The sequence below is a fragment of the Longispora urticae genome, assembly GCF_053902585.1.
Genome location: NZ_JAQZSH010000027.1, coordinates 87576 through 110795, shown reverse-complemented (window position 1 = coordinate 110795; position 23220 = coordinate 87576). Strand labels below are relative to the sequence as shown.

The window sequence follows — 23220 nt, the reverse complement described above, 5'->3', positions numbered from 1 at the left end:
CGTCGTCGGTCTCCGGCGGAGGTGCCGGTCCTGGCCGTGTTTCCGTCTAGCTCTCGACCCGCATCACGCTGGCGACCTCGCGGACCATGTCCATGCTCCGCAGCTCCGCGACGGTCGCGGCCAGGGCCGCGTCGGTCGCCGCGTGCGTCACGACCACGAGCACGGCGTCGTTGCCGCGTCCGGACTGCTTGACCGTCGAGATGCTCACCGAGTGCTGGGCGAACACCCCCGCGACGGCCGCCAGGACGCCGGCCTTGTCGGCCACGTCGAGACTGATGTGGTACCGGGTGACGACCTCCCCCATCGGCTGTACCCGCAGGTCAGCGTAGCTGGATTCGCCGCGTGCCACAGTGCCTGAGATCCGGTTGCGCGCGACGGCCACCACGTCGCCGAGCACCGCGGACGCCGTGGGCGCGCCACCGGCTCCCCGGCCGTAGAACATGAGCTGTCCGGCGGCCTCCGCCTCGACGAACACGGCGTTGAACGCGTCGCCGACGCTCGCGAGCGGGTGGCTGGTCGGGATCATCGCGGGGTGCACGCGGGCGGTCACGCCGCCGTCGGCGGTCCGGTCGGCGATGCACAGCAGCTTCACGACGCAGCCCATCGCGGCCGCGCTGGCCACGTCGGCGGCGGTGACCTCGGTGATGCCCTCGCGGTACACGTCGGCGGCGGTCACCCGGGTGTGGAACGCGAGGCTGGCCAGGATCGCGGCCTTCGCGGCGGCGTCGAAGCCCTCCACGTCGGCGGTCGGGTCGGCCTCCGCGTAGCCGAGCGCGGTCGCCTCGTCCAGCGCCTCGCCGAAGCCGGCGCCGGTGGTACACATCTTGGACAGGATGAAGTTGGTCGTGCCGTTCACGATGCCGGTGACCCGGGTGATCCGGTCCCCGTGCAGGGACTCGCGGAGCGGGCGGAGCAGCGGGATGGCCCCGGCGACGGCCGCCTCGTAGTAGAGGTCCGCGCCGCCGTCGGCCGCCGCGGCGTGCAGGGTCGCGCCGTCCTCGGCCAGCAGCGCCTTGTTGGCGGTCACGACGCTCTTGCCGGAGCGCAGCGCCTCGACCAGCCAGGTCCGGGCCGGCTCGATGCCGCCGACGACCTCGATGACGATGTCCACGTCGTCGCGCTTGACCAGGCCCAGCGGGTCCGTGGTGTAGATGTGGTCCGGGACCGGCAGGCCGCCCCGGTCCCGCGAGGGACGGCGCACGGCGATGCCGACGATCTCCAGGGGCGCGCCGATCCGGGCCGTCAGGTCGTCAGCCTGCTCGTGCAGCAGCCGGACGACCTCGGCGCCCACGACGCCGCAGCCCAGCAGGGCGATCCGCAGCGGTTTGCCCGCCCGGACACTGTTGATCTCGGTACGCTCGCTCATCCCACGTCCAACCGCAGTAGGTCATCCTCGGTCTCCCGGCGCACGATCACGCGGGAGGCCCCGTCACGTACGGCGACCACGGGCGGGCGGACCGCGTGGTTGTAGTTACTCGCCATGCTCCGGCAGTATGCCCCGGTGCCGGGTACGGCGAGAAGATCTCCGGGACCGATGTCACCGGGCAGGAATTCATCCTTCACCACGATGTCCCCCGACTCGCAGTGCTTTCCCACCACTCGGGCGAGCATCGGCGGGGACTGTGACGCACGCGACGCCAGGGTGGCGCTGTAGGCGGCGTCGTACAGGGCCGGGCGGATGTTGTCGCTCATCCCGCCGTCGACCGACACGTACGTGCGGATGCCGTCCACGTCCTTCGTCGTGCCGACCTCGTAGAGGGTGCACATCGAGGAGCCGATCAGGGCGCGGCCCGGCTCGACGGACAGGTGCGGGACCGTCAGGCCGTACCCGGCGCACTCGTGGTCCACGATCTTGCGGAGGTTGCGGGCCAGGTCGGCCGGGGCCAGCGGGTCGTCCTGGGAGGTGTACGCGATGCCGTAGCCGCCGCCGAGGTCGAGTTCGGGCAGCTCCCGCCCGTACCCCTCGAAGATCTCGCTCTGGAAGCCCAGCAGCCGGCGCGCGGAGACCTCGAAGCCGGACGTGTCGAAGATCTGCGAGCCGATGTGCGAGTGCAGCCCGCGCAGCTCCAGCACGTCGTCGGCGAGGATCTGGTCGACGGCCTGCCGGGCGGCACCGCCGGACAGCGAGAAGCCGAACTTCTGGTCCTCGTGCGCCGTCGAGATGTACTCGTGCGTGTGCGCCTCGACACCCACAGTCACGCGCACCATGACCCGGGGCCGGACCCCGTGGCTGCGCGCGATGGCCTTGAGCCGGTCGATCTCGGCGAACGAGTCGACCACGATCCGGCCCACCCCCGCCTCGACGGCCCGGGTCAGCTCGGCGACCGACTTGTTGTTGCCGTGCAGCGCGATCCGCTCCGGGGGCATGCCTGCGGCCAGGGCCACGGCCAGCTCGCCGCCCGAGCAGGTGTCCAGGGACAGACCCTCCTCGGCGACGATCCGGATCACGGCCTTGGAGCAGAAGGCCTTGCCGGCGTAGTAGACCTCCGCGCCGGCGAACGCGTCCCTGAACGCCCGGCAGCGGGCCCGGAAGTCGTCCTCGTCGAACAGGTACGCCGGGGTGCCGTGCTCGGCCGCCAGCTTGCGGACGTCCACGCCGCCGAAGCTCAGGGAGCCCTCGTCGGTGCGGAACACCGTGGACGACCACAGCTTGGGCATCAGGGCGTTGACGTCCGATGGGGGGCGCAGCCACTCGGGGCCGTGGTGGCCCGCCTCGGCGTGCAGGGCGCCGGCCTCGTGGGAACTCATGCGGCCACCTCGCTGCGCTCGCCGGCCGCACGAATTCCCTGGAAGCTGAGTCTCCGCGCTCGCTGTCGCTCGCTCATGCCTACATCCGCTCGGGTGCGGTCACGCCCAGCAGGCCGAGGCCGTTGGCGATGACGGTACGGGTGGCGTCGTTCAGCCAGAGCCTGGCCCGGTTCGTGTCCGTGGCCGGCTCGTCGCCCATGGGCAGCACCCGGCACAGGTCGTAGAACCGGTGGTACGTGCCGGCCAGCTCCTCCAGGTAGTGCGAGAGCAGGTGCGGGGAACGGTGCGCGGCGGCCCGGGCGACCGTCTCCGGGTAGTCGCCCAGCGCCTTGAGCAGCTCGTGCTCCTTCTCGTGGCTCAGCAGCCCCGGGTCCAGCTCGCCCCGGTCCAGGCCCAGGTCGGCGGCGTTGCGGGCCACGCTGGCGGTCCGGGCCGCGACGTACTGCACCCGGTACACCGGGTTCTCCCGGCTCGCGCTCGTCCACAGGTCGATGTCCAGGTCGATGTTCGAGTCGCTGGAGTAGCGGGCCAGGGCGTAGCGCGACGCGTCCACGCCCAGCGCCTCCACCAGGTCCGCCAGCAGCACGATCGTGCCCGCCCGCTTGGACATCCGGACCGGCTGGCCGTCCCGGACCAGGTTCACCATCTGGCCGATCATGACCTCGAGGGTCTCGTCCGGGTTGTCGCCGAAGCAGGACACCATGGCGCGGAGCCGGCCCACGTACCCGTGGTGGTCGGCGCCGAGCATGATCACGACCTTGGAGAAGCCCCGCTCGCGCTTGTCGAGGTAGTAGGCGCAGTCGGCGGCGAAGTACGTCCAGTCGCCGTCGGACTTGCGGATCACCCGGTCCTTGTCGTCGCCGTAGTCGCTCGTGCGGACCCAGACCGCGCCGTCCCGTTCGAACGTGTTGCCCTGGTCGGAGAGCCGCTTGAGGGCCGCGTCCAGTTCGCCCTTGTTGTGGAGGTCCTTCTCGTTGAAGTACACGTCGAAGTGCACTCCGAAGTCCGCCAGGGACTGCTTGATCTCGGTGAACATCAACTCGACGCCGTGGGTGCGGAACGTCTCCACGTCGTTCGCGTCGGGGTGCTGCGCCCGGATCGTGGTAGCGATGTCGGTGATGTACTCCCCGACGTACCCGTCCTCCGGGGCGGCCTCGCCGTTCGCGGCGGCCAGCAGGGACCGGGCGAACCGGTCGATCTGGGAACCGGCGTCGTTGAAGTAGTACTCGTTCGTCACGCCCGCGCCGGCGGCCCGCAGCAGCCTCGACAGCGCGTCGCCCACGGCCGCCCACCGGACCGCGCCGATGTGCACCGGGCCCGTCGGGTTCGCCGAGACGAACTCCAGGTTGATGTTCTGGCCCTTCAGCGTCGAACTGGTGCCGTACTCCGCGCCGGCCGTCACGATCGTCCGGGCCAGCTCGCCCACCGCCGCCGCGTCCACCCGGATGTTGATGAACCCCGGGCCGGCGATCTCCGCACCCGCGACGCCGTCGACCTTTACCAATTCGTTAACAAGGTCGGCCGCCAGGTCGCGCGGGTTCACCCCGGCCTTCTTCGCCACCTGCATCGCCAGATTCGAGGCGTAATCCCCGTGCTCAGGACTCCTCGGTCGCTCCACCGTGGCCGTCGTCGGCAGCAACGACGCGTCGAGCCCACGGGCGGCGAAAACGGCGTGGGCGGCGGTCAGGACAGCTTCGGCTAGCTTTGCGGGAGTCACCCGAACATGATACGGGGGGTAAGCTTCGACCTTCGACGGCGACCTGTCCGGCGGTACCACCTGCTGGGAAAGCCGACGACCACCCCTTCGACACCCTGACGAGGAACTCGATGAGCATCACCACCCCGTCCGGCGAGCCGCGCAAGCCCGGCGACAAGTTACCCGCCAAGAGCACGGGCGAGCCGGGCAAGAAGCCCGCTGGCGACGCCCCGAAGGCCGCGGCGGCGCCCAAGCGGTCGGCCGGAGCTCCCAAGAAGGGCGCCCAGCGCCCACCGGCCAAAGCCGCCGGCAAGGGGACGAAGGGCGCGAAGGGCAAGTCGTTCGCCCCGGTGAAGGTCAACCAGCAGAAGAACTGGGGCAGCATCGCGATGTTCACCATCGTGGGCCTCATCGTCGTCGGCATCATCGGGTACGGCACCGTGCAGGCCATCCAGGGCTCCAAGACCTGGGAGGAGAAGGCCGAGGCCATCTCCGGGATCGTCGACTGGAAGAAGACCAACGGCAAGGAGCTGGAGGCCGGCAACGGCAACCACGTCCAGGGCACCGTGAAGTACTTCGCCACCCCGTCCGTCGGCGGCAACCACAACGGCGCGTGGCAGAACTGCATGGGCGACATCTACCCCCAGCAGATCGCCAGCGAGCACGCCACCCACAGCCTCGAGCACGGCGCCGTCTGGGTCACCTACGACCCGGCCGTCCTGTCGAAGGATGACGTCAAGAAGCTCGAGTCGAAGGTCGAGGGGAACGAGTACATGATGCTCAGCCCCTTCCCGAACCAGGGCAGCCCCATCTCGTTGCAGGCCTGGGGCTGGCAGCTCAAGGTGAACTCCGCCTCCGACGAGCGGGTGGACGAGTTCATCAAGGCGCTGCGGAAGAACGCCACCGTCGAGCCCGGGGCCGTGTGCTCCGGTGGGGTCACGGCGACCGGGACCACGCCGCAGGGCGGGCAGGCTCCGGAGCCGGTGCCGAGCGCGGCTCCGTCGGCCACGCCGCCGGCTTCCACCACTCCGTAGGTAGTTCCTGCCGGCCGCCGTTCCTGGAATCAGGGGCGGCGGCCGGACCTTGTGTCGGGCAGGTGTGGTCCTGTGCCGCTCAGGCAGCTGTTGTGCCGCTTCGGTGGCTCGGTTGCCGCTTCGGCGGCTCTGTGCCGCTCAGGCAGCTGTTGTGCCGCTTCGGTGGCTCGGTTGCCGCTTCGGCGGCTCTGTGCCGCTCCGGCGGCGCGTCTTTGCCGCTCCGGCGGCGCGCGGGTTCGGGTCCGGACATCGGCCGTACCCCGGAATGTCACTCGTCGTCCCCGCCGCCCGACTCGGGCGCGGTGGCCGTCGAACAGGAACCTAAGGTGGAGACATGAGTGACGTGACCGCGCCGCCCCCGCAGGCCCGCCGCTGGCCCCTGGTCGTCCTGGCGGCCGTCCTCGCGCTGGCCACCGGCTTCGCGCTCGCCCAGTTCTGGCCCGGCAAACCCGGCGAGAACTCTGCCGAGGCCGGCTTCGCCCGCGACATGTCCAGCCACCACGCCCAGGCCGTCGAGATCGCGATGCTCGCCTACGACCGCGCGCAGTCCCCCGACCTGAAGAACCTCGGCTACGACGTGGCGCTCACCCAGGAAGCCCAGATCGGCACCATGAACGCCTGGCTCGTCGAGTGGGACCTGCTGCCCACCGGGGACCAGCGCCGGATGGCCTGGATGCCCGACGGCTCCGGCCTGCTCGTCAACGGCCTGATGCCCGGGATGGCCACCCCCGCCGAGCTCGCCGAACTCCGCGCGGCCACCGGGACCGCGTTCGACATCCTGGCGTGCCAGCTGATGCTGCGGCACCACCTCGGCGGCATCCACATGGTCGACGGGGTCCTGAAGGCCACCGACAATCCGGAGGTCACCCGGCTGGCCACCGCGATGAAGGCCGGGCAGCAGAAGGAGATCGTGACGCTGCGCGACATCCTCACGACCCTGGGTGCGAAACCCTTGTAATTCGAGGGTTACGGAGATTTCTGGGCCGGGTTGTGAAGGCCGGGGCCCGGGGTGGCCCGCCCGGGGTACCGCGCGTGGCCCGGGTCCTCGTGCGGCGGACGGTCGGGGTCGGCCAACCGGCTCACCGGTCGGGGCTGCCTGACAGACTCGGCGCGGGCTGACCGGATCTGTGACGTGTGGTCAGTCGAAGCGGCGGGCGTCGGAGCGACGGGCCGCGCGGACGTTCTCCGGCTCGCGGGACCGTTCCGGGCGCGCGCTGTCCGGCTCGTGGGGCCGTTCCGTCGGGCCGCCCCGGCGGGGAGCCGAACGGTCGCCGCGCCACTGGGCGGGCACCTCCCCCGAACCGGACAACCCCGGGACGGTCTGCGCCTCCTGGAGCTGCGGGTCGCCGTCGACCCGGGCGAGTCCGACCGCGGCGGGGGGCTGCGGGCCCCGGTTCGCGCCGGCCACCACGTCGTTGACCTTGACCATGACCGCGACGACGAGCGGCAGGACCAGGACGGACCACCAGCTGACCAGCTCGGCCATGGACAACAGGACGGCCAGCAGGACCGAGCCCTCCAGGAGCAGGAAGCACATCAGTCCGCCCGGGTGGACGTGCCGGAGCCGGAGGACCCGCGCGTACAGCGGACGGTGGGGCTGTGGGGTCACCGGCCACCGCCCCGGCGGGCCTGCGCGACGGCGAGGACGGCTCTCTCCAGCGCGTACACCCGGTCGTCGGCCCCGCCCTTCACGTCCGAGTTGACCCGGGCGGCGGCGCGCATCGCCACGACCAGGCCCTCCGGGGTCCAGCCCCGGGCCTGGCGCTGGGCGCGCTCGACCTTCCACGGCGGCATCCCCAGCGAACTGGCCAGCTGGAAACCGCTGCCGGTGGCACCCGCGACCCGGGCCACGGACCGCACCCCGTCGGCGAGCGCGTCCGCGATCGGCACCGGGTCGACGCCGACGGCGAGCGCCCAACGCAGCGCCTCCAGGGCGCCGGGCGCGTCCCCGACCACGGCGGCGTCGGCGACCGTGAAGCCGCTGACCTCCGCCCGGCCCCGGTAGTAGCGGTGCACGACATCGAGTGTGATCTTGCCGCCGGTGTCCGCGACGAGCTGCGAGCACGCGGAGGCGAGTTCCCGCAGGTCGTTGCCGACGGCGGACAGCAACGCGTCGGCCGCGTCCTCCGGGCACGAACCGCCGGCCCGCCGGATCTCGTCCCGCACGAACGCCAGCCGCTCCCGGGGCTTCGTCACCTTCGCGGCGGGCACGATCTCCGCCCCGGCCGCCTTCAGTCCGTCCGCGAGCGCCTTGCCCTTGGCCCCGCCCAGGTGGGTAACCACCAGACACACGTCGGGATCGGGGTTCTTCGCGTACGCGAGCAGGGTCGCGATCAGGTCCTTCTTGGCATCCTGGCCGTTGCGGAGCACCAGCACCCGCCGGCCACCGAACAGGGACGGGCTGACCGCCTCGGCGAGCGCGCCCGGCGCGAGGTCACCGGCGTCGTACTCCCGGATGTCCGCGTCCGGCTCGCCCTCCCGGGCGGCGCGCACGGTGGCGGAGACCGCCCGGGACGCCAGGAACTCTTCATCGCCGAGGATCAGCCTGAGGGTGCCGCTAGCCGCAGTGCTCACCCGGCCATCGTCCCATGGACGGCTCGGGTCCGCCGAGTACCGGGGCGTGCCGATAGCCGACTCCCCCGCCCCCGCCCCCCTCCCCCCTCCCCCTTCGGCTCCCGCGCTGGCCCCGCCCCGTCACGGCGGCTCTCCCGTGCGCCTGGTCACCGCCAGCCCCGCCCGCCCGGTGGACACCGCCACATCCCCGTCCCGGTCGGTCCGCGACACCTGCGCCCCGCCGCCACCCAGCCGGTCGAGCAGCCCCTGATGCGGATGCCCGTACCCGTTGCCGGCCCCCACGGACACCACCGCCACGGCGGGCCCGACAGCCGCCAGGAAGGCCCCGTCCTGGTACGCGCTGCCGTGGTGCGCCACCTTGAGCACGTCCGCGCGCACGTCCAGCCCGGCCAGCGCGTGCTGTTCCTCCGTCTCGGCGTCCCCGGCGAGCAGGATCCGGACCCCGCCGACGGTCGCGAGGACGACGAGGGAGTTCTCGTTCGGGTCGCTGCGGGTGCCGACCAGCCGGCGGGTGGGGCCGAGTACCCGCAGGCGCACGTCCCCCACCTGGTACTCCGCACCTGCCGCCGGGCTGCTCACCTCCGCCCCGGCGCGCCCTGCCGCGTCGTGCACCACCCGCGCCCCGGCACCGGGCTCGGCGAACTCGGGTGCCAGGACCGCGCGGAGCCGCCGTCCGGAGAGGGCGCCGGGGAGGCCGTCGACGTGGTCCGCGTGGAAGTGGCTGACGACCAGCAGGGACACGGTGTGCACCCCGAGCCGGCGCAGGCACGCGTCCACCCGGTTCGGGTCGGGTCCGGCGTCGACGAGGACCGCCTCGCCGTCCCCGGCCCGCAGGACGAGCGCGTCGCCCTGCCCGACGTCGCACGCGACGAACACCCATCCGGGCGGCGGCCAGCCGGGGGCGAGCAGCCGGACGGGTACGGCCCCCAGCGCGATACCGAGCACGGCGACGGCGACGACGCGGCGGACCGGGCGGTACCGGCCGGCGCACAGCAGTGCCAGCGTCAGCCCGCCGAGCAGCAGGCCTCCGGTGGCGCCGCCCGGCCACGGCAGCGCGCCCGCCGGCACGTCCGCGCCGGTCCGGGCGACGAGCACCAGCCACCGGGCGGCCCAGCCTGCGAGCCAGGCCAGGAACGCGGCCCCGTCCGCCCAGACCGGGGACAGCAGGGCGGCGGCGACGCCCAGGAGGGTGGCCGGTGCGACGGCGGGTTCCGCGAACAGGTTCGCCGGGACCGCGACCAGGCTGACCGACGAGGACAGCACGGCGATCAGCGGCCCGCAGGCGACCTGGGCGGCGGCGGGCACCGCGAGCGCCTCGGCGAGTCCTCTGGGGACGCCGCGCCGCCGGAGCGCGTCCCGCCAGACGGGGGCGAGGAGCAGCAGCCCGGCGGTGGCGGTGACCGACAGGGCGAAGCCCATGTCCCCGGCGAGCTCGGGGTCGAGGACGACCAGGGCCAGTACGCCGGCGGCGAGCGCCGGCACCGCCGCCCGGGGCCGCCCGGAGGCCAGCCCGACCAGGCCGACGGTACCCATCGCGGCGGCGCGCAGCACGCTGGGCGAGGGCCGGGCGAGCAGGACGAAGCCGATCAGGGCCAGCGCGCCGAGCACCGCGGTCGTCCTCGGACCGGCCCGGCACCATGCGGCCACGAACAGTACGCAGCCGATCACGATCGCGCAGTTCGCCCCCGACACGGCAACCAGGTGCGTCATCCCGGTGGTCCTGAAGTCCTCGGCGAGCCCCGGATCGAGCCGGCTGGTGTCGCCGATGACCAGGCCGGGGAGCAGGCCGCCGGCGGGCCCGGAGACGGACCGGCTGGCCCGTTGCAGGCCGGCGCGCAGGCTGCCGGCGCCCCGCTGGTACCACGGGGGTGTGCCGACCAGCTCCGGCGTCCCGGACACCGAGAGGGTCGCCGCGCGCAGGTCACCGCCCCTGGGCTGCGCGAACCTGGCCACGGCCCGCACCCGCTGGCCCGGCAGCAACCCGGCCCAGCCGTCGCCGTTCGCGAGCACCGTGACCCGCACGTCGAGGGACAGCCCGGCGCCCCCGGCACGGTCGCGCACACCGGCGCCCCCGGCACTGTCGCCCGCACCGGAATCCGCGGAGCCGTCGACGGTCGCCGGTCCGGCGCGGTCCCACCCCGACGCAGGGGACCGTCCGTCCGAACCGGTGGGGTCCAGGACGAGCCCGGTACCGTCCACTCCGGAGCCGGACACCTCCCGGAGACCGACTGCGACGGGTACCGGAGGACCGTCGTCGCCGGGCCCGCCCGAGGCCGACGCGCGGCTGCCGCCGGAGCCCGCGACGTGGACCAGGTCAGCGGCGAGCACATAGCCCCGGCCGCTCCGCATCAGCCGGGGGTCGTCGGACACGACGAGTTCCACCGGTACGGGCACCCGGCCCCGGATCACCTTCTCGACGGCCGGGCTGTCCCGGGTGACCGTGCGCCCGGCGGTGGCCAGGCCGCCACAGGCCACGCCGAGCAGGACGGCGATCAGAACGGTCGCGGCCCGCGTACGGCTCCGGCACAGCCCCGCGCAGGCCACCAGCGCCCCGACCGCGGCGAGCGCGCTGACCCACCAGGACAGGCTCAGTGCCGCCCAGGACATCAGCCAGGTACCGAGCGCCGCGCCGCCCAGCCGCAGATCGTGCCGCCCACCCGATCCGACCGATCCACCCGATCCGACCGATCCGACCGATCCGACCGGGAAGCCGTCCACCGGGGCGGTCACACCGTCACCAGGTCCTTGAGCTGTTCGAACCGGGCGTCGCCGATGCCGTCCACGTGCCGGAGCCCGGAGACGTCGGTGAAGGGGCCGTGCGCGGTCCGGTACTCGATGATGCGTTGGGCGGTCACCGGGCCCACCCCGGGCAGTACGTCCAGCTCGGCGGTCGTGGCGGTGTTGAGGTTGACCTTGCCGGCCGGTGCGCCCGGCACGCCCGCCGCCACCGGGGCCGGGCCGCCGACCACGACCAGTTCGCCGTCGGTGACCTTGCGGGCCAGGTTCAGCGCGCCGAGATCCACGTCGGGCAGCGCGCCGCCGGCCGCGTCCACGACGTCGGCGACCCGGGAACCCGCCGCCACCCGGACCAGGCCGGGCCGGCGCACCTTCCCGGTCACGGCGACGACGAGGGTGCCACCGGTCGTCGGCGACGGACTGCCCGCCGCGCGGACCGGGGCGACGTGGGTGGGTTCGGGCCGGTTCCAGTACGCGACGGCGGCGGCCCCGACCGCGACGAGGAGCACCACGGCGGCGAGCGCGCGCACGCCCCGCCGCCCAGGATCGATCCTCAACCGCTCCAGCAGAGGGGTACCCGCCAGCGGGTCGAACCCGTCGTCCGGCGAGTCGGCCGGACGTTCGGCCTCGCGGGAACCACGAGGGCGCCCGGACTCGGCACGGTCGGGAACCACGGTGCCGTCCATCCGGTCCCGCCGAGGGTCCGCGCCGCGCGAACCCTCCGCGCGGGACCAACCGTCACCGGAACCGGCCGCGCCCCACCCGCCCTGCTCCGCCACGGGATCCATCGGCGCCCACCGGGCGAGTGCCGGCGCGTGCACGGTCACCACCGGCCCACCCGGCTCCCCGGGCGACCGGCGCGCGCTGACCGTCAGCAACGGCTCCGCCGGATACCGCCCGGGGTGTCCGCGCTCCAGGTCCTGGGACGTGCGCGCGACGGGTGACGGTCGTTCGACGTCCGGGGGCACCCGCCCGACGTCGGGGGGCGCGGCTCGGGCCCCGCTTGCTCCGGGCGAGGCCCTGGCCATGCCGCTGAGAGTCGGCTGGAGGCCCGGTGGTTCCCCACCGTCCGATCCGGACGTGGGGGTCGCCGCGGTGGCGAGGCGGTTCAGGCGGGCGCGGACCGTGTCGGCCCAGACGGGAGGTTCGGTAGGCACGCACGAAAAGCTAGGTTCCGCCGACCGCCCCGACGGCTCCCCTGTGGATAACCACCCACCCTGTGGAAAACCCCACCCAGCTCAGGGTCACCCGAGCTCGACGCGACAGGCTGGCCCCGAGCCCTGGCCCGATGAGAGCGCCCCGCCGACCCGTACCCGGAAAACGGGGTCAGGGGTTTCGGGGGCTGACGACCACTCCGATCAGGCCCGGCCCCACATGCGCCGCGACCACCGCCCCCACCTCGGTCGTGTACAACTCCCCCAACCGTTCCCCCAACCGCTCCCGCATCTGATCGGCGATCCCCGCCGCCCGGTCGGGAGCCGCCAGATGGTGCACGGCGACGTCCACCGCCCCGTCGGTGACGGACACGGCGAGGTCGATCAGCCGGGCGAGGGCCCGCGAGGCGGTGCGGACCCGTTCCTGGACCACGACCTCGCCGCCCTCGACGTGCAGGATGGGCTTGACGGCCAGCGCGGTGCCGAGCAGCGCGGACGCCGCCCCGATCCGGCCGCCCCGGCGGAGGAACTCGAGGGTGTCGACGTAGAAGAAGGTGCTGGTCTCGGCGGCGGTGTCCGTGGTGGCCGCGACGACGTCGGCGAGGGTCGCGCCGGTCGCGGCGGACCGGGCGGCGGACAGGGTCGCGAAGCCGAGGCCCATGCCGGTGCTGCCGGCGTCGACGACCTGGACCCGGTCGCCGAACTCGCGGGCGGCGAGCAGCGCGGACTCGTAGGTGCCGGAGAGTTTGGCGGACAGGTGCACGGACACCACGCCGGGGGCGCCCGCGTCGAGCAGTCGGCGGTACTCGACCGCGAACTCCTCCGGGTTCGGCCGCGAGGTGCTGGCCGTGTAGCGTCGCGCGCCGAGCGCCGCCGCCACGTCCGCCGAGGTCACGTCGATGCCCTCGCGACCCTCGGTGCCGGACAGCAGCACGTAGAGCGGGACCACGGTGATCTTGTGCCGGGTGACCAGGGCCGGGGGCAAACAGCCGGTGGAGTCGGTGACCACCGCGACGCGTCGACGGGACATCACCTCAGGCTAGCCCCCCGGGCGCCCCGCGAGGCGCGGTGGAGCGGGAGCGAGGCCACCGTCACCCACCTCTGAGAACAAACCCAGTCATCGGGTACGGGTCCCCGGCGCCACGCACCCGCGGTCCCGGCCGGCACCACAAGGGTCACCTCGCCCCGGCCCCTTCCACGCCGCAGGCCTCAGCCCGCGCGCACCTCGAGCACATGCAACGGAATCCCCTGCTGGCACGTCGTGAGCAGGTCCGGATCGGCCCGCCCCCGCACGGTGACCGTGTTCCCCTCCCGGATCAGGGTCCGGTCGCCGCCCAGCAGCAGGTACACCCCGGCGGAGGTCCGCAGCAGGATGCAGCCCTGTTCGGCGCCGTCCGTGACGGTCCCGGTGAGGGTCATCTCGCCCTTGGTGGGCGCGCCGGAAGGCTTCACTGTGGGACCCCCTGAAGGAGAGGCGGACACGCGGGGCGACGGTGACAGTGAGGGAGACGGTGACGGCGAGTCCCCAGGGGAGGACGGCGAAGCGCACCCCGCCACGACCAGCAGGGCTCCGACCAGCACACCGACGCGTCTCATACGGCCTCAGACGTGCGCGGGGCGCGTCCGGTTCCCGGCTTCCTGGACGCCCTGGCCGGGCGGGTTCGCGCCGACGGGTTCGCCGGCGTTGTGGGCGTGCAGTTTCCATGTGCCCCCGCGCTGGCGGAGTTCCGTCCAGCGGCAGTTGTACAGCCCACCGATCGCCTCGGCGAACCCGGGCACGCCGATGAGCGCGGCGAGCGCGCGGCGGGCGGACCCGCCGTGGGTGACGGCGACGACGAGGCCGTCGCAGTCGGCGACGGCCTCGGTGAGCGCGGCGCCCATCCGGACGGCGACGTCGTCGTAGTTCTCGATCCGGTGGCCGTGCAGGGGCTGGCCGGTGGTCCACAGTTCCCAGGACTCGGGGTGCCGCTCGGCGATCTCGGCGTTGGTCAGGCCCTCCCAGTCGCCGAACGACCGCTCGCGGAGCCGGGGGTCGACGGTGATCGGCAGCCCGGTGCGGTCGGCGAGGTGCCGGGCCGTGGAGACGGTCCGGCTGAGGTCACTGGAGACGATCTTGGCTGGCCCCAGGGCGGCGAGGAGCTCGGCGGCGGTGGCGGCCTGGGCGTGGCCGGTCTCGTCGAGGTCGATGTCGGCGTGGCCCTGCACGCGCCCGATCGAGTTCCACTCGGTCTGACCGTGCCGCCAGAGGATCAGCCGGGCCACTACTCGGACTCGACGAGCTGCTCGGTCAGGTCGCGCTGCGCGGCCGGCTCGCGGCCGTCGCCCTCCTCGGCCAGGTCACGGTCCTGGAACTCGATGATGGGGCAGTCCTTCCACAGCTTGTCGAGGCCGTAGAACTCGCGCTCCTCGTTGTGCTGGACGTGCACGACGACGTCGATGAAGTCGAGCAGCACCCAGCGGCCGGACGGGTTGCCGCCCTCGCGCCGGACCGGCTTGGCCTTCTCGGGCAGGTTGAGCAGGGCCTCCTCGATCGCGTCGACGATGGAGAGGACCTGGCGCTCGTTGGGGGCGGACGCGATCAGGAAGGCATCGGTGATCACCAGGTGGTCGCTGACGTCGATGATCGAGATGTTCTCGGCCTTCTTGTCCGCTGCGGCCTGTGCGCCGGCGAGGGCGATCTCCACGGCGCGCTCAGATGCAGTCACAATGCTCCTTTTGTCCTAACCTGTCCGACACGCTCGCCAGACTCAACATCCCAGTCTCGCACGCGACCCCGACTTACTCCCACTCGTAAAGGCGGCGTTTGGCGATGTACTGCACCACACCGTCGGGGACGAGATACCAGACCGGCTTGCCCACGGCCACCCGGGCCCGGCAGTCCGTCGACGAGATGGCCATCGCGGGCACCTCCACGAGGCTCACGGACTTGTCCGGCAGGTGCGCGTCGCTGAGTTCGTAGCCGGGGCGGGTGACACCGATGAAGTGGGCCAGTTCGAACATCTCCGCCGTGTCCTTCCACGACAGGATCTTGTCCAGCGCGTCGGCCCCGGTGATGAAGAATAGATCAACATCGGCCCCGAAATGCGCACGAAGGTCGCGAAGAGTGTCAACGGTGTACGTGGGACCCTGCCGGTCGACGTCCACCCGGCTCACGTGGAACCGCGGATTGGAGGCCGTGGCGATGACCGTCATCAGGTACCGGTCCTCGGCGGCGCTCACCGGCGCGCCCGATTTCTGCCACGGTTTCCCGGTCGGCACGAACATCACCTCGTCCAGGGCGAACCGGTCGGCGACCTCGCTGGCGGCGACGAGGTGACCGTGGTGGATCGGGTCGAACGTGCCACCCATGATCCCGATCCTTCTCTTCACAGGCTCCATGACCGGAGCCTAGAGTCCGGAAGCATGACCGAGCTCACTATCGCCGACATGACGCTGCCCACAGCGGGGCTCGGTCCGGACTCCCCTCTGCCGGCGCTGCCCGGGCTGCCGGGGCACTACCCGTACCCGACCCAGGACGGGTACGGCCGGGAGCTGCTGCCGGGCGCGCTGCGGGTCGCAGTGCTGGAGAACGAGCACCTCCGGGCCACGGTCGCCCTCGACCTCGGTGGCCGGCTCTGGTCGCTGGAGCACCGGGAGGCGCCGGGCGGGCCGTGGACCGAGCTGCTGCACCGCAACCCGGTCGTGCGGCCCGGCAACCTGGGGCTCCGGGACGCCTGGTGCGCCGGCGGGGTCGAGTGGAACATCGGCACCACCGGGCACACGCCGCTGACCTGCGCGCCGATGCACGCCGCCCGGGTGGACACCGCCGACGGGCCGGTGCTGCGGCTGTGGGAGTTCGAGCGGGGGCGCGGCACGCCGTACCAGCTGGATCTCTGCCTGCCGCCCGGGTCGCACCGGCTCTTCGTGCACGTCAGGATCACCAACCCCACAGACCGGACCATCGGGGTGTACTGGTGGTCCAACATCGCCGTCCCCCTCGACGGCCGCGTGCTGGCCCCCGCCGACCACAGCTACCGCTACGACTACACCGGCGACCTGACCCTCATCGACGCGCCCGTGCACGCCGGCCACGACTACAGCTACCCGGCGGACGCCACCCGCGCCGCCGACTACTTCTTCCGGCTGGACACCGACGAGCCGTGGATCGCGGCGGTCCGCGGCACCGGCCGGGGCCTGGTCCAGCAGTCCACGGCCCTGCCGGCCGGCGACGACGGGTACCGGCCGCTCACCGGCCGCAAGCTGTTCGTCTGGGGCGACTCCCCCGGCGGCCGGCACTGGCAGGACTGGCTCGGCGGCGGGTACGCGGAGATCCAGGCCGGGCTCGCGCGCACCCAGCTCGACCACGTGCCGCTGCCCGCCAGGGAGAGCTTCGCCTGGGTGGAGAGCTACGGGCCGGTCGCCGCCGACGTGGACCACGGCTGGGACGCCGCCCGCGCCGCCGTCTCCGAACAGCTCGACTTCGGGGTGCTCCACGCCCGGCTCGCCGACTGGCCCCGCTGGTGGGACGCCCCCGGCACGAAGCTGCACGAGGGCTCCGGCTGGGGCGTGCTCGAAGGCGCGTTCCCCGGCGCCCTCGGCCCCGACCAGGCGCCCTGGCAGGTCCTGCGCGACACCGGTCACCTGCCGCCCAGCGAGCCCCCGGCCGCCCCGCAGCACACCCCGTACTGGCTGGACCTGCTCGAACGGTCCGGGGACGGGGACTGGCACACCTGGTACCACATCGGCCTGATCCACGCCCAGAGCGACCCGGAGGGCGCGACGGCGGCCCTGCGGCGGTCGGTCGCCGCGGCCCCGACCGCGTGGGCGCTCCGCGCGCTCGGCCACCTCACCGCCGACCCGGACCTCTACCTGCTGGCCGCCGCCCTCGCCCCGGACTGCTGGCAGCTGCGGGTCGAGGCCGGGGACGCGCTGCTCGCCGCCGGCCGGCCCGCGGCGGCCCTGGACCTGGTCGAACCGCGCACGCACGGCCGCCTGGACCTGCTGGAACTGCGCGCCGCCCTCGCGCTCGGCGACCGGACCCGCGCGGCCGGGGTCTTCGCCCGGGGGCTGGAGGTGCCGAACCTGCGCGAGGGCGAGACGTCCCTGGACGAACTCTGGCGGGAGACGCACCCACAGGTGCCGCTCCCGCCGGAGTACGACTTCCGGATGTCGGCCTAGACCCGGCCTCCGGCAGGCCCGGGGCCGTCTAGCCCCGGGCCTCCAACGCGCGCCGCAGGTCGTCGGACCGGTCCACCACCGCGCGCCGCACCGGCGGGGCCAGGTCGCCCCCGCCGAGCAGGTCCGTCGTCAGCCGCAGCGTCTCCGCGTCGACCGCGTAGCGCGGGTACAGCAGGTTCGCGAGCTTCTCCAGCACCTGGAACGACCGCAGCTTGCCGGCCGCCGGCAGCTCCGCGAAGTACCGCGCGATGTAGGGCGCGGTCAGTTCGTGCTGCTCCGGCTGCCAGAAGCCCTCCGCCAACGACCAGACCGTGTAGTTGGACAGGCCGCCGTCGGTCATCAGCGCCTCCCAGGCGGCCTGCTTGGCCTCGGGCGTGGGCCGGGCCGACCGGCACTGGTCCGCGCTGGCCTGGCCGTGCGCGCTCGGGTCGGCGGCGGCGGCCACGTCCAGCTCCGCACCGGACAGCGCGCCGAGGACGGCGAGCCGGAGCCGGATCTGCCAGCCGCGTTCCACGTCCACGACCAGGCCCGCCGGGACGCCCTGGCCGTCGAGCCAGCCGCGCAGCTGCGGGACGTCGGTGGTCACGTCGATCAGGCCCCGGAACGCGGCGAGCGCGCGCCCGCTGGCCGGTTCCGCGTCGGCGAGCAGCGAACGGTACGCGGCGGCCAGCTTGGCGAGCACCGCCGGGCGCTCGGCCGGGGTGCAGTACACGTCGACGACGTGCGAGCGGGCGATCCGGAGCAGCTCGGTCAGCGTCGTGACCTCGGACTCGGCGGCCACGGCCCCGGCGACCACGTCGGCGTACGCGACCGCGGTCAGCCCGCCGTCGCGCACCGCCTGGAACAGCGCACCCCAGACCATGGCCCGGTTCAGGCTGGACAGCTTCGGCAGCACCTCGGGCAGCGCCGCCAGCGACCGCTCGTCGAACCGGATCTTCGCGTAGGTCAGGTCGCCGTCGTTGAGCAGCACCACCTTCGGGGCGGGCCGGCCCACGAGTTGGGGCAGGGCGGTCAGCTCCCCGTCGACCTCGACCCGGACGACCTCGGCGTCGGCGGCGTACAGGCCGACGTCGAGGGTGTGCGGGCGCAGCACCGGGTGGGTGTCGGCGGCCGTCTGCCGGATCGCCGCGGCGGTGATCACGCCGTCGGCGACCGCGATCTCCGGGTGCAGGGTGTTCACGTTGGCCTCGGTGAGCCACACCTTCGCCCAGTAGGCCAGGTCCCGGCCGCTGGCCTGCGACAGCGCGTCCAGGAAGTCCCTGAGCTCCGCGTTGCCGTACGCGTGCCGGGCGAAGTGCTCCTTCAGGCCCGCGAGCAGCGCCTCGTCCCCGATGGTGGCCACGAGCTGGCGGAGCACGGACGCGCCCTTGGCGTAGGAGATCGCGTCGAAGTTCAGCAGGCCGGCCGCCGCGTCGGGCACCTCGCCCGAGATGGGGTGGGTGGAGGGGCGCTGGTCGGCCGCGTACCCGAACGTCTTGTCCCGGACCGCGAACGCCGTCCACGACTCGTGGAACCGGGTCGCGTCGGCGGTGACCCGGTGGCCGAGGTAGTCGGCGAACGACTCGTTCAGCCACAGGTCGTCCCACCAGGTCATCGTGACCAGGTCGCCGAACCACATGTGCGCCATCTCGTGCGCCACGACCATGGCCCGCTGGCCGCGCTCGCTGTCGGTCACCGCGCCCCGGAAGATCATCGGGTCGCGGAACGTCACGCAGCCCGGGTTCTCCATCGCGCCCGCGTTGAACTCGGGGCAGAACACCTGGTCGTACTTCCCGAACGGGTACCGCACGTCGAACAGCCGGTGGAACTCGTCGAAGCACTGGCCGGTGACCGTGAACAGCTCGTCGGCGTCGGCGTCGAGGTACTGCGCGAGGGACTGGCGGCAGTACAGCCCCAGCGGGATGCCGTCGTGCTCGGAGCGCACCGCGTGGTACGGCCCGGCGATCAGGGTCACGAAGTACGTGGACAGCGGCTTCGTCTCCGCCAGCCGCCACAGCCCGTCGCTGTCCAGCGTGGCGGCCTGGTTGCCCAGCACCAGCCAGCCGTCGGGGGCCTTCACCGTGAACGTGTACGGCGACTTGAGGTCCGGCTGGTCGAAGCACGCGAACCAGCGCGGCGCGGCGTCCATGAAGCTGTGCCCGTACAGGTACACCCGGCCGTCCGCCGGGTCGACGAACCGGTGCAGGCCCTCGCCCTCGTGCGAGTAGAGCATGTCCGCGACGACGACCAGCTCGTTCTCGGCGGCCAGGTCGGTCAGCGGCAGCCGCTCGTCGACGAAGGCGGCCAGGTCCAGCGCCCGGCCGTTGAGGGTCGCCGACCGCAGGGTGGCCGGCTTGATGTCCACGAACGTGCTCGCGCCGGGGGCGGCGGAGAACCGGATCGTGGCCGTGGAGTGGAACTCCGTGTCTCCGGTCGTCAGGTCGAGCGCGACATCGGTGGCACGAACGGTGAGGAGGGCGGCGCGCTCGGCGGCCTCGGTACGCGTCAGACTAGGCACCGGTCGACCCTATCTCCCCGCGTGCGGTCCCGGACGAGACGACCTGGGCGTCCGCCGCCGGACGCGGCCGTTCGGCGGTTTCTCCTTCCGGTCGGCCCGCCGGCCCTGCTACAGTCGACCCATGCGTTCGTCGAACCTGAACTGGTGGCTGCCCTAACCGGGCGGTCCTCGACCTACGCGCACACACTGACGCGGCCGCCCCGACGGGGCGGCCGTTTTCGTCGTGCACCCTCGGGGCTTTCCTCACCTGGAGACTGACATGCCCCGACTGCTCACCGCCTTCAAGCCCACCGGACACCTGCACCTCGGCAACCTGCTCGGCGCGGTCCGGCCGATCGCCGCCCGCCGCGACGACAGCGACACGACCGTGATCATCGCGGACCTGCACGCCATGACCGTGCAGCACGATCCGGGCCAGCTGCGCGCGCTGACCATGGAGTGCGCCGGCCTGCTGCTCGCCAGCGGCGTCGACCCGGCCTGCTTCTACGCCCAGTCCCACCTGCCCGAACACGCCGAACTGCACTATCTGCTGGAGTGCGTCACGCACTACGGCGAGGCGCACCGCATGATCCAGTTCAAGGAGAAGGGGGGTACGGGTTCCCGGATATCCCTGCTCACCTACCCGGTACTGATGGCCGCCGACATCCTGCTGCACGACACCGACCAGGTACCCGTCGGCGAGGACCAGCTCCAGCACCTCGAACTGACCCGCACCGTCGCCCACCGGTTCAACTCCCTGTACGGCACCACGTTCACCGTGCCGGTCGGCGTCGCCCCGCTGGTCGGAGCGCGGATCAAGGACCTCGGCGACCCGACCCGCAAGATGGGCAAGACGGACTCCACCGACCACGGCAGCATCCTGCTGATCGACCCGCCCGAGGTGATCCGCCGCAAGGTGATGCGCGCCGTGACCGACACGGTAGGGGTCGTGCGGTTCGACCCCGAGGAGCAGCCCGGGGTGGCCAACCTGCTGACCATCCTCGCGGCGTGCACGGCCGGGGACCCGCGCGAACTGGCCGGAACCTTCACCGGGTACGGCGAGCTCAAGGCGGCGGTGGCCGACGCGGTGGTGGCCACGGTGACCCCGATCCAGGAGCGGTACGCGGCCCTCGACCCGTCGGACGTCCGCCAGGCGCTGCTGGGCGGCGCGAAGCGGGCCCGCGACACGGCCTACCTGACGGTCACCCGGGCCCGCGCGGCGATCGGCCTCATCGACTGAACCGGTCGGAGCGCCACGCCGGTGGCTCCGCACACGCCAACGTCCCGGAACCCGCCGCGGTGGGCGGCAACTCCGGGACGTTGGCGTGCGGGTAGTCGTACCCCTCCAGGTCTCTAGACCTCGAACTCCTGGACCTCGTAGTCGCCGTCCGTGTCGCCCTCGACCCGGACCCGGCGCAGGTTGCGCTCTTCCTTGCGCTCGTGGGCCCGCTTGCGGTCCGAGGACTCCATCCGGACGTCGGTGCCCCGGCCGCCGATCGGCGAGACGTCCATGCCCGCGTAGACGGTGGGCTCCCAGTCGAACTCGCGGGTGCCGATCCGCACCGGGGCGCCCGGCTTGGCCCCGGCCTTGACCAGCGCGTCCTCGACACCGATCCGGGCGAGCCGGTCCGCGAGGAAGCCGATGGCCTCGTCGTTGTTGAAGTTGGTCTGCAGCACCCAGCGCTGGACCCGCTGGCCGATGACGACGAACGTGCCGTCCTCCTCGACCTCGACCTTGAAGCCGGTGTCGTCGACGGCCTTCGGGCGCAGGATGATCCGGGTCGGCTCCGGGGTGGGCTGGCTGGCCCAGTGCTCGGCGACGATGGTGCCCAGCGCGTACGTCAGTTCCTTGGTGCCCTCGCGGGTCGCCGCGCTGACCTCGAAGACGCGCAGGCCGCGGGCCTCGATCTCCGGGCGGACCAGGTCGGCCAGCTCGCGGGCCTCCGGCACGTCGATCTTGTTCAGGACGACGAGGCGGGGCTTGTCGGCCAGGCCGCCGTACTCCGACAGCTCGTGCTCCAGCGCGTCGATGTCGGAGAGCGGGTCGCGGTCCGGCTCCAGGGTCGCGCAGTCGATGACGTGCGCCAGGACGGCGGTGCGCTCGATGTGCCGGAGGAACTCCAGCCCGAGGCCCTTGCCCTGCGCCGCGCCCGGGATCAGCCCCGGCACGTCGGCCATCGTGAACGTCTTGTCGTCGATCCGGATCACGCCCAGGTTCGGCACCAGGGTCGTGAACGGGTAGTCCGCGATCTTGGGCCGGGCCGCCGACAGGGCCGCGATCAGCGAGGACTTGCCCGCGCTCGGGTACCCCACCAGGCCGACGTCGGCGACGCTCTTGAGCTCCAGGACCACCTCGTGCGCCTCGCCCGGCTCGCCCAGCTCCGCGAAGCCGGGGGCCTTGCGCTTGCTGTTGGCCAGGGACTCGTTGCCCCGGCCGCCGCGCCCGCCCTCCGCGATCACGAACTCGGTGCCGTTGCCGACCAGGTCGACCAGGACCTCACCGGTCGCGGAGTGCACGACGGTGCCGTCCGGAACCAGCAGCACGAGGTCCGTACCGTTGGCCCCGTCCTTGTACGAGCCCTGGCCCGGCTGCCCGTTGCCGCCCCTGGCGTGCTGCTTGAAGTGGAAGTCGAGCAGCGTGTGCACCTGCGGATCGACCTTCAGGATGACGTTGCCGCCGTGCCCGCCGTTGCCGCCGTCGGGGCCGCCGAGCGGCTTGAACTTCTCACGCTTGACGGACGCGCAGCCATGGCCGCCGTTACCGGCCTGCACGTGCAGCACCACCCGGTCTACGAACGTGGCCACAGCGCCTCCTTATGTCTTGAAAATAACCCAAAAAACTGAAAGGACGGGCCAGAAAGAACTCTGGCCCGTCCTTCGACGCTTACAAGCTACGCGGCTGCTGCGGTCTCCAGCGGCACGATGTTCACGGTCTTGCGACCACGCTTGGTGCCGAACAGCACGTGGCCGCTCGACAGCGCGAACAGCGTGTCGTCGCCACCGCGACCGACCAGGTCACCCGGGTGGAACTTGGTGCCCCGCTGGCGGATCAGGATCTCGCCGGCGGAGACCAGCTGGCCACCGAAACGCTTGACGCCGAGTCGCTGGGCGTTGGAGTCACGCCCGTTCCGCGAGCTTGACGCACCCTTTTTATGTGCCATGTCGGCGCCTACTTCCCGCTCTGGATGCCGGTGACCTTGACCTGGGTCAGCGGCTGACGGTGACCCTGCCGCTTGTGGTAGCCGGTCTTGTTCTTGAACTTGTGGATCCGGATCTTCGGGCCCTTGGTGTGGGCGACGAGCTCGGCGGTCACGGCGACGCCGGACAGCTTCGCGGCGTCGGTCATAACCTCGGCACCGTCGACCAGAAGGACCGCAGGCAGAGTGAAAGTGTCGCCGGGCGCGCCCACGAGCTTCTCAACCTCGATCACGTCGCCCTCAGCGACCTTGTACTGCTTGCCGCCGGTCTTGACGATCGCGTACATGACGCAGGTCTCCTCGCTGTGGCAGCCGCTGACTACTGACATGTGCCTGCGGCGTTTCGGACATCGCTCTTGCTAGGTCTCACGGCTTCTCGCGGGCGATGGCTGCCTACCGCACCGGGGACACGCGAGAACGTGGCGCACCTAGATGCGCCGTAGGCAAG

General features: G+C 72.6%; 20 protein-coding genes. 4 read left to right on the top strand and 16 right to left on the bottom strand.

Features of this window, described 5'->3' with window-relative positions:
* Positions 1–46: 46 nt before the first annotated feature.
* The 3 genes from PT931_RS16775 to argS all read right to left on the bottom strand — a co-directional run bounded on the left by PT931_RS16775 (position 47) and on the right by argS (position 4465).
* Positions 47–1366 carry a homoserine dehydrogenase gene (locus tag PT931_RS16775; protein WP_456246665.1) on the bottom strand — a complete coding sequence of 440 codons (1320 nt, stop codon included), beginning with the start codon at positions 1364–1366 and terminating at the stop codon, positions 47–49.
* Positions 1363–2748: a diaminopimelate decarboxylase gene (gene lysA / locus PT931_RS16770; protein ID WP_456246664.1), complete on the bottom strand. Its 1386-nt coding sequence runs from the start codon at positions 2746–2748 to the stop codon at positions 1363–1365. Before lysA ends, PT931_RS16775 begins: the two co-directional genes overlap by 4 nt.
* A gap of 79 nt (positions 2749–2827) precedes the next feature.
* Entirely contained in the window at positions 2828–4465 is a 1638-nt protein-coding gene (gene argS, locus PT931_RS16765) for an arginine--tRNA ligase (protein WP_456246663.1), read from the bottom strand.
* Positions 4466–4575: 110 nt separating this feature from the next.
* Here argS and PT931_RS16760 point away from each other — a divergent pair, with 110 nt between their 5' ends.
* Positions 4576–5478: a DUF3105 domain-containing protein gene (locus PT931_RS16760; RefSeq protein WP_456246662.1), complete on the top strand. Its 903-nt coding sequence runs from the start codon at positions 4576–4578 to the stop codon at positions 5476–5478.
* A gap of 334 nt (positions 5479–5812) precedes the next feature.
* Positions 5813–6436: a DUF305 domain-containing protein gene (locus tag PT931_RS16755; protein ID WP_456246661.1), complete on the top strand. Its 624-nt coding sequence runs from the start codon at positions 5813–5815 to the stop codon at positions 6434–6436.
* Between the two features lie 180 nt (positions 6437–6616).
* Here the strand turns inward: PT931_RS16755 and PT931_RS16750 are convergent, their stop codons facing one another.
* The 9 genes from PT931_RS16750 to nadD all read right to left on the bottom strand — a co-directional run bounded on the left by PT931_RS16750 (position 6617) and on the right by nadD (position 15320).
* The gene (locus PT931_RS16750) at positions 6617–7087 is read right to left on the bottom strand and encodes a hypothetical protein (RefSeq protein ID WP_456246660.1); all 471 of its coding nucleotides are present in this window, start codon (positions 7085–7087) and stop codon (positions 6617–6619) included.
* The gene (holA, locus tag PT931_RS16745) at positions 7084–8052 is read right to left on the bottom strand and encodes a DNA polymerase III subunit delta (protein WP_456246659.1); all 969 of its coding nucleotides are present in this window, start codon (positions 8050–8052) and stop codon (positions 7084–7086) included. The genes PT931_RS16750 and holA overlap by 4 nt, the downstream gene beginning before the upstream one ends.
* Positions 8053–8172: 120 nt before the next feature.
* Positions 8173–10782: a ComEC/Rec2 family competence protein gene (locus PT931_RS16740; RefSeq protein ID WP_456246658.1), complete on the bottom strand. Its 2610-nt coding sequence runs from the start codon at positions 10780–10782 to the stop codon at positions 8173–8175.
* A complete protein-coding gene (locus tag PT931_RS16735; protein WP_456246862.1) occupies positions 10779–11474 on the bottom strand; it encodes a helix-hairpin-helix domain-containing protein in 696 nt (231 codons plus the stop codon). The genes PT931_RS16740 and PT931_RS16735 overlap by 4 nt, the downstream gene beginning before the upstream one ends.
* A gap of 640 nt (positions 11475–12114) precedes the next feature.
* Entirely contained in the window at positions 12115–12972 is an 858-nt protein-coding gene (locus tag PT931_RS16730; RefSeq protein ID WP_456246657.1) for a DegV family protein, read from the bottom strand.
* A 179-nt stretch (positions 12973–13151) separates the two neighbouring features.
* On the bottom strand, positions 13152–13394 hold the full coding sequence (locus tag PT931_RS16725) for a hypothetical protein (RefSeq protein ID WP_456246656.1): 243 nt from the start codon (positions 13392–13394) through the stop codon (positions 13152–13154).
* A gap of 150 nt (positions 13395–13544) precedes the next feature.
* Positions 13545–14204 (bottom strand): histidine phosphatase family protein, encoded by a 660-nt coding sequence (locus tag PT931_RS16720; RefSeq protein ID WP_456246655.1) that lies wholly within the window; start codon positions 14202–14204, stop codon positions 13545–13547.
* Complete coding sequence (rsfS, locus tag PT931_RS16715) at positions 14204–14647, bottom strand: ribosome silencing factor (protein ID WP_456246654.1); 444 nt, start codon at positions 14645–14647, stop codon at positions 14204–14206. Before rsfS ends, PT931_RS16720 begins: the two co-directional genes overlap by 1 nt.
* Before the next feature lie 73 nt (positions 14648–14720).
* On the bottom strand, positions 14721–15320 hold the full coding sequence (gene nadD, locus PT931_RS16710) for a nicotinate-nucleotide adenylyltransferase (RefSeq protein ID WP_363728152.1): 600 nt from the start codon (positions 15318–15320) through the stop codon (positions 14721–14723).
* A 24-nt stretch (positions 15321–15344) separates the two neighbouring features.
* On the opposite strand from nadD, the gene PT931_RS16705 reads away from it, so the two are divergent.
* Positions 15345–17099, top strand: a complete 1755-nt coding sequence (locus PT931_RS16705; RefSeq protein ID WP_456246653.1) for a DUF5107 domain-containing protein — start codon at positions 15345–15347, stop codon at positions 17097–17099.
* A 28-nt stretch (positions 17100–17127) separates the two neighbouring features.
* On the opposite strand, the gene pepN is transcribed toward PT931_RS16705, so the two are convergent.
* The gene (pepN, locus tag PT931_RS16700) at positions 17128–19596 is read right to left on the bottom strand and encodes an aminopeptidase N (protein ID WP_456246652.1); all 2469 of its coding nucleotides are present in this window, start codon (positions 19594–19596) and stop codon (positions 17128–17130) included.
* A 259-nt stretch (positions 19597–19855) separates the two neighbouring features.
* Between pepN and trpS the strand changes: the two genes are divergently transcribed.
* On the top strand, positions 19856–20815 hold the full coding sequence (trpS, locus tag PT931_RS16695) for a tryptophan--tRNA ligase (RefSeq protein ID WP_456246651.1): 960 nt from the start codon (positions 19856–19858) through the stop codon (positions 20813–20815).
* 113 nt (positions 20816–20928) lie between these two features.
* On the opposite strand, the gene obgE is transcribed toward trpS, so the two are convergent.
* The 3 genes from obgE to rplU form a co-directional block, all read right to left on the bottom strand.
* The gene (obgE, locus tag PT931_RS16690) at positions 20929–22380 is read right to left on the bottom strand and encodes a GTPase ObgE (protein WP_456246650.1); all 1452 of its coding nucleotides are present in this window, start codon (positions 22378–22380) and stop codon (positions 20929–20931) included.
* An 86-nt stretch (positions 22381–22466) separates the two neighbouring features.
* Positions 22467–22736, bottom strand: coding sequence for a 50S ribosomal protein L27 (gene rpmA, locus PT931_RS16685; protein ID WP_197007296.1), 270 nt, complete (start codon positions 22734–22736; stop codon positions 22467–22469).
* An 8-nt stretch (positions 22737–22744) separates the two neighbouring features.
* A complete protein-coding gene (gene rplU / locus PT931_RS16680) occupies positions 22745–23059 on the bottom strand; it encodes a 50S ribosomal protein L21 (protein WP_456246861.1) in 315 nt (104 codons plus the stop codon).
* Between the last annotated feature and the right edge of the window lie 161 nt (positions 23060–23220).

What these genes read in the sequence shown, in the direction of transcription:
- PT931_RS16775 (WP_456246665.1), bottom strand. Translation starts at nt 1,366, where the DNA reads ATGAGCGAGCGTACCGAGATCAACAGTGTCCGGGCGGGCAAACCGCTG.
- lysA (WP_456246664.1), bottom strand. Translation starts at nt 2,748, where the DNA reads ATGAGTTCCCACGAGGCCGGCGCCCTGCACGCCGAGGCGGGCCACCAC.
- PT931_RS16760 (WP_456246662.1), top strand. Translation starts at nt 4,576, where the DNA reads ATGAGCATCACCACCCCGTCCGGCGAGCCGCGCAAGCCCGGCGACAAG.
- PT931_RS16755 (WP_456246661.1), top strand. Translation starts at nt 5,813, where the DNA reads ATGAGTGACGTGACCGCGCCGCCCCCGCAGGCCCGCCGCTGGCCCCTG.
- PT931_RS16735 (WP_456246862.1), bottom strand. Translation starts at nt 11,474, where the DNA reads ATGGACGGCACCGTGGTTCCCGACCGTGCCGAGTCCGGGCGCCCTCGT.
- PT931_RS16730 (WP_456246657.1), bottom strand. Translation starts at nt 12,972, where the DNA reads ATGTCCCGTCGACGCGTCGCGGTGGTCACCGACTCCACCGGCTGTTTG.
- nadD (WP_363728152.1), bottom strand. Translation starts at nt 15,320, where the DNA reads ATGGAGCCTGTGAAGAGAAGGATCGGGATCATGGGTGGCACGTTCGAC.
- PT931_RS16705 (WP_456246653.1), top strand. Translation starts at nt 15,345, where the DNA reads ATGACCGAGCTCACTATCGCCGACATGACGCTGCCCACAGCGGGGCTC.
- trpS (WP_456246651.1), top strand. Translation starts at nt 19,856, where the DNA reads ATGCCCCGACTGCTCACCGCCTTCAAGCCCACCGGACACCTGCACCTC.
- rpmA (WP_197007296.1), bottom strand. Translation starts at nt 22,736, where the DNA reads ATGGCACATAAAAAGGGTGCGTCAAGCTCGCGGAACGGGCGTGACTCC.
- rplU (WP_456246861.1), bottom strand. Translation starts at nt 23,059, where the DNA reads ATGTACGCGATCGTCAAGACCGGCGGCAAGCAGTACAAGGTCGCTGAG.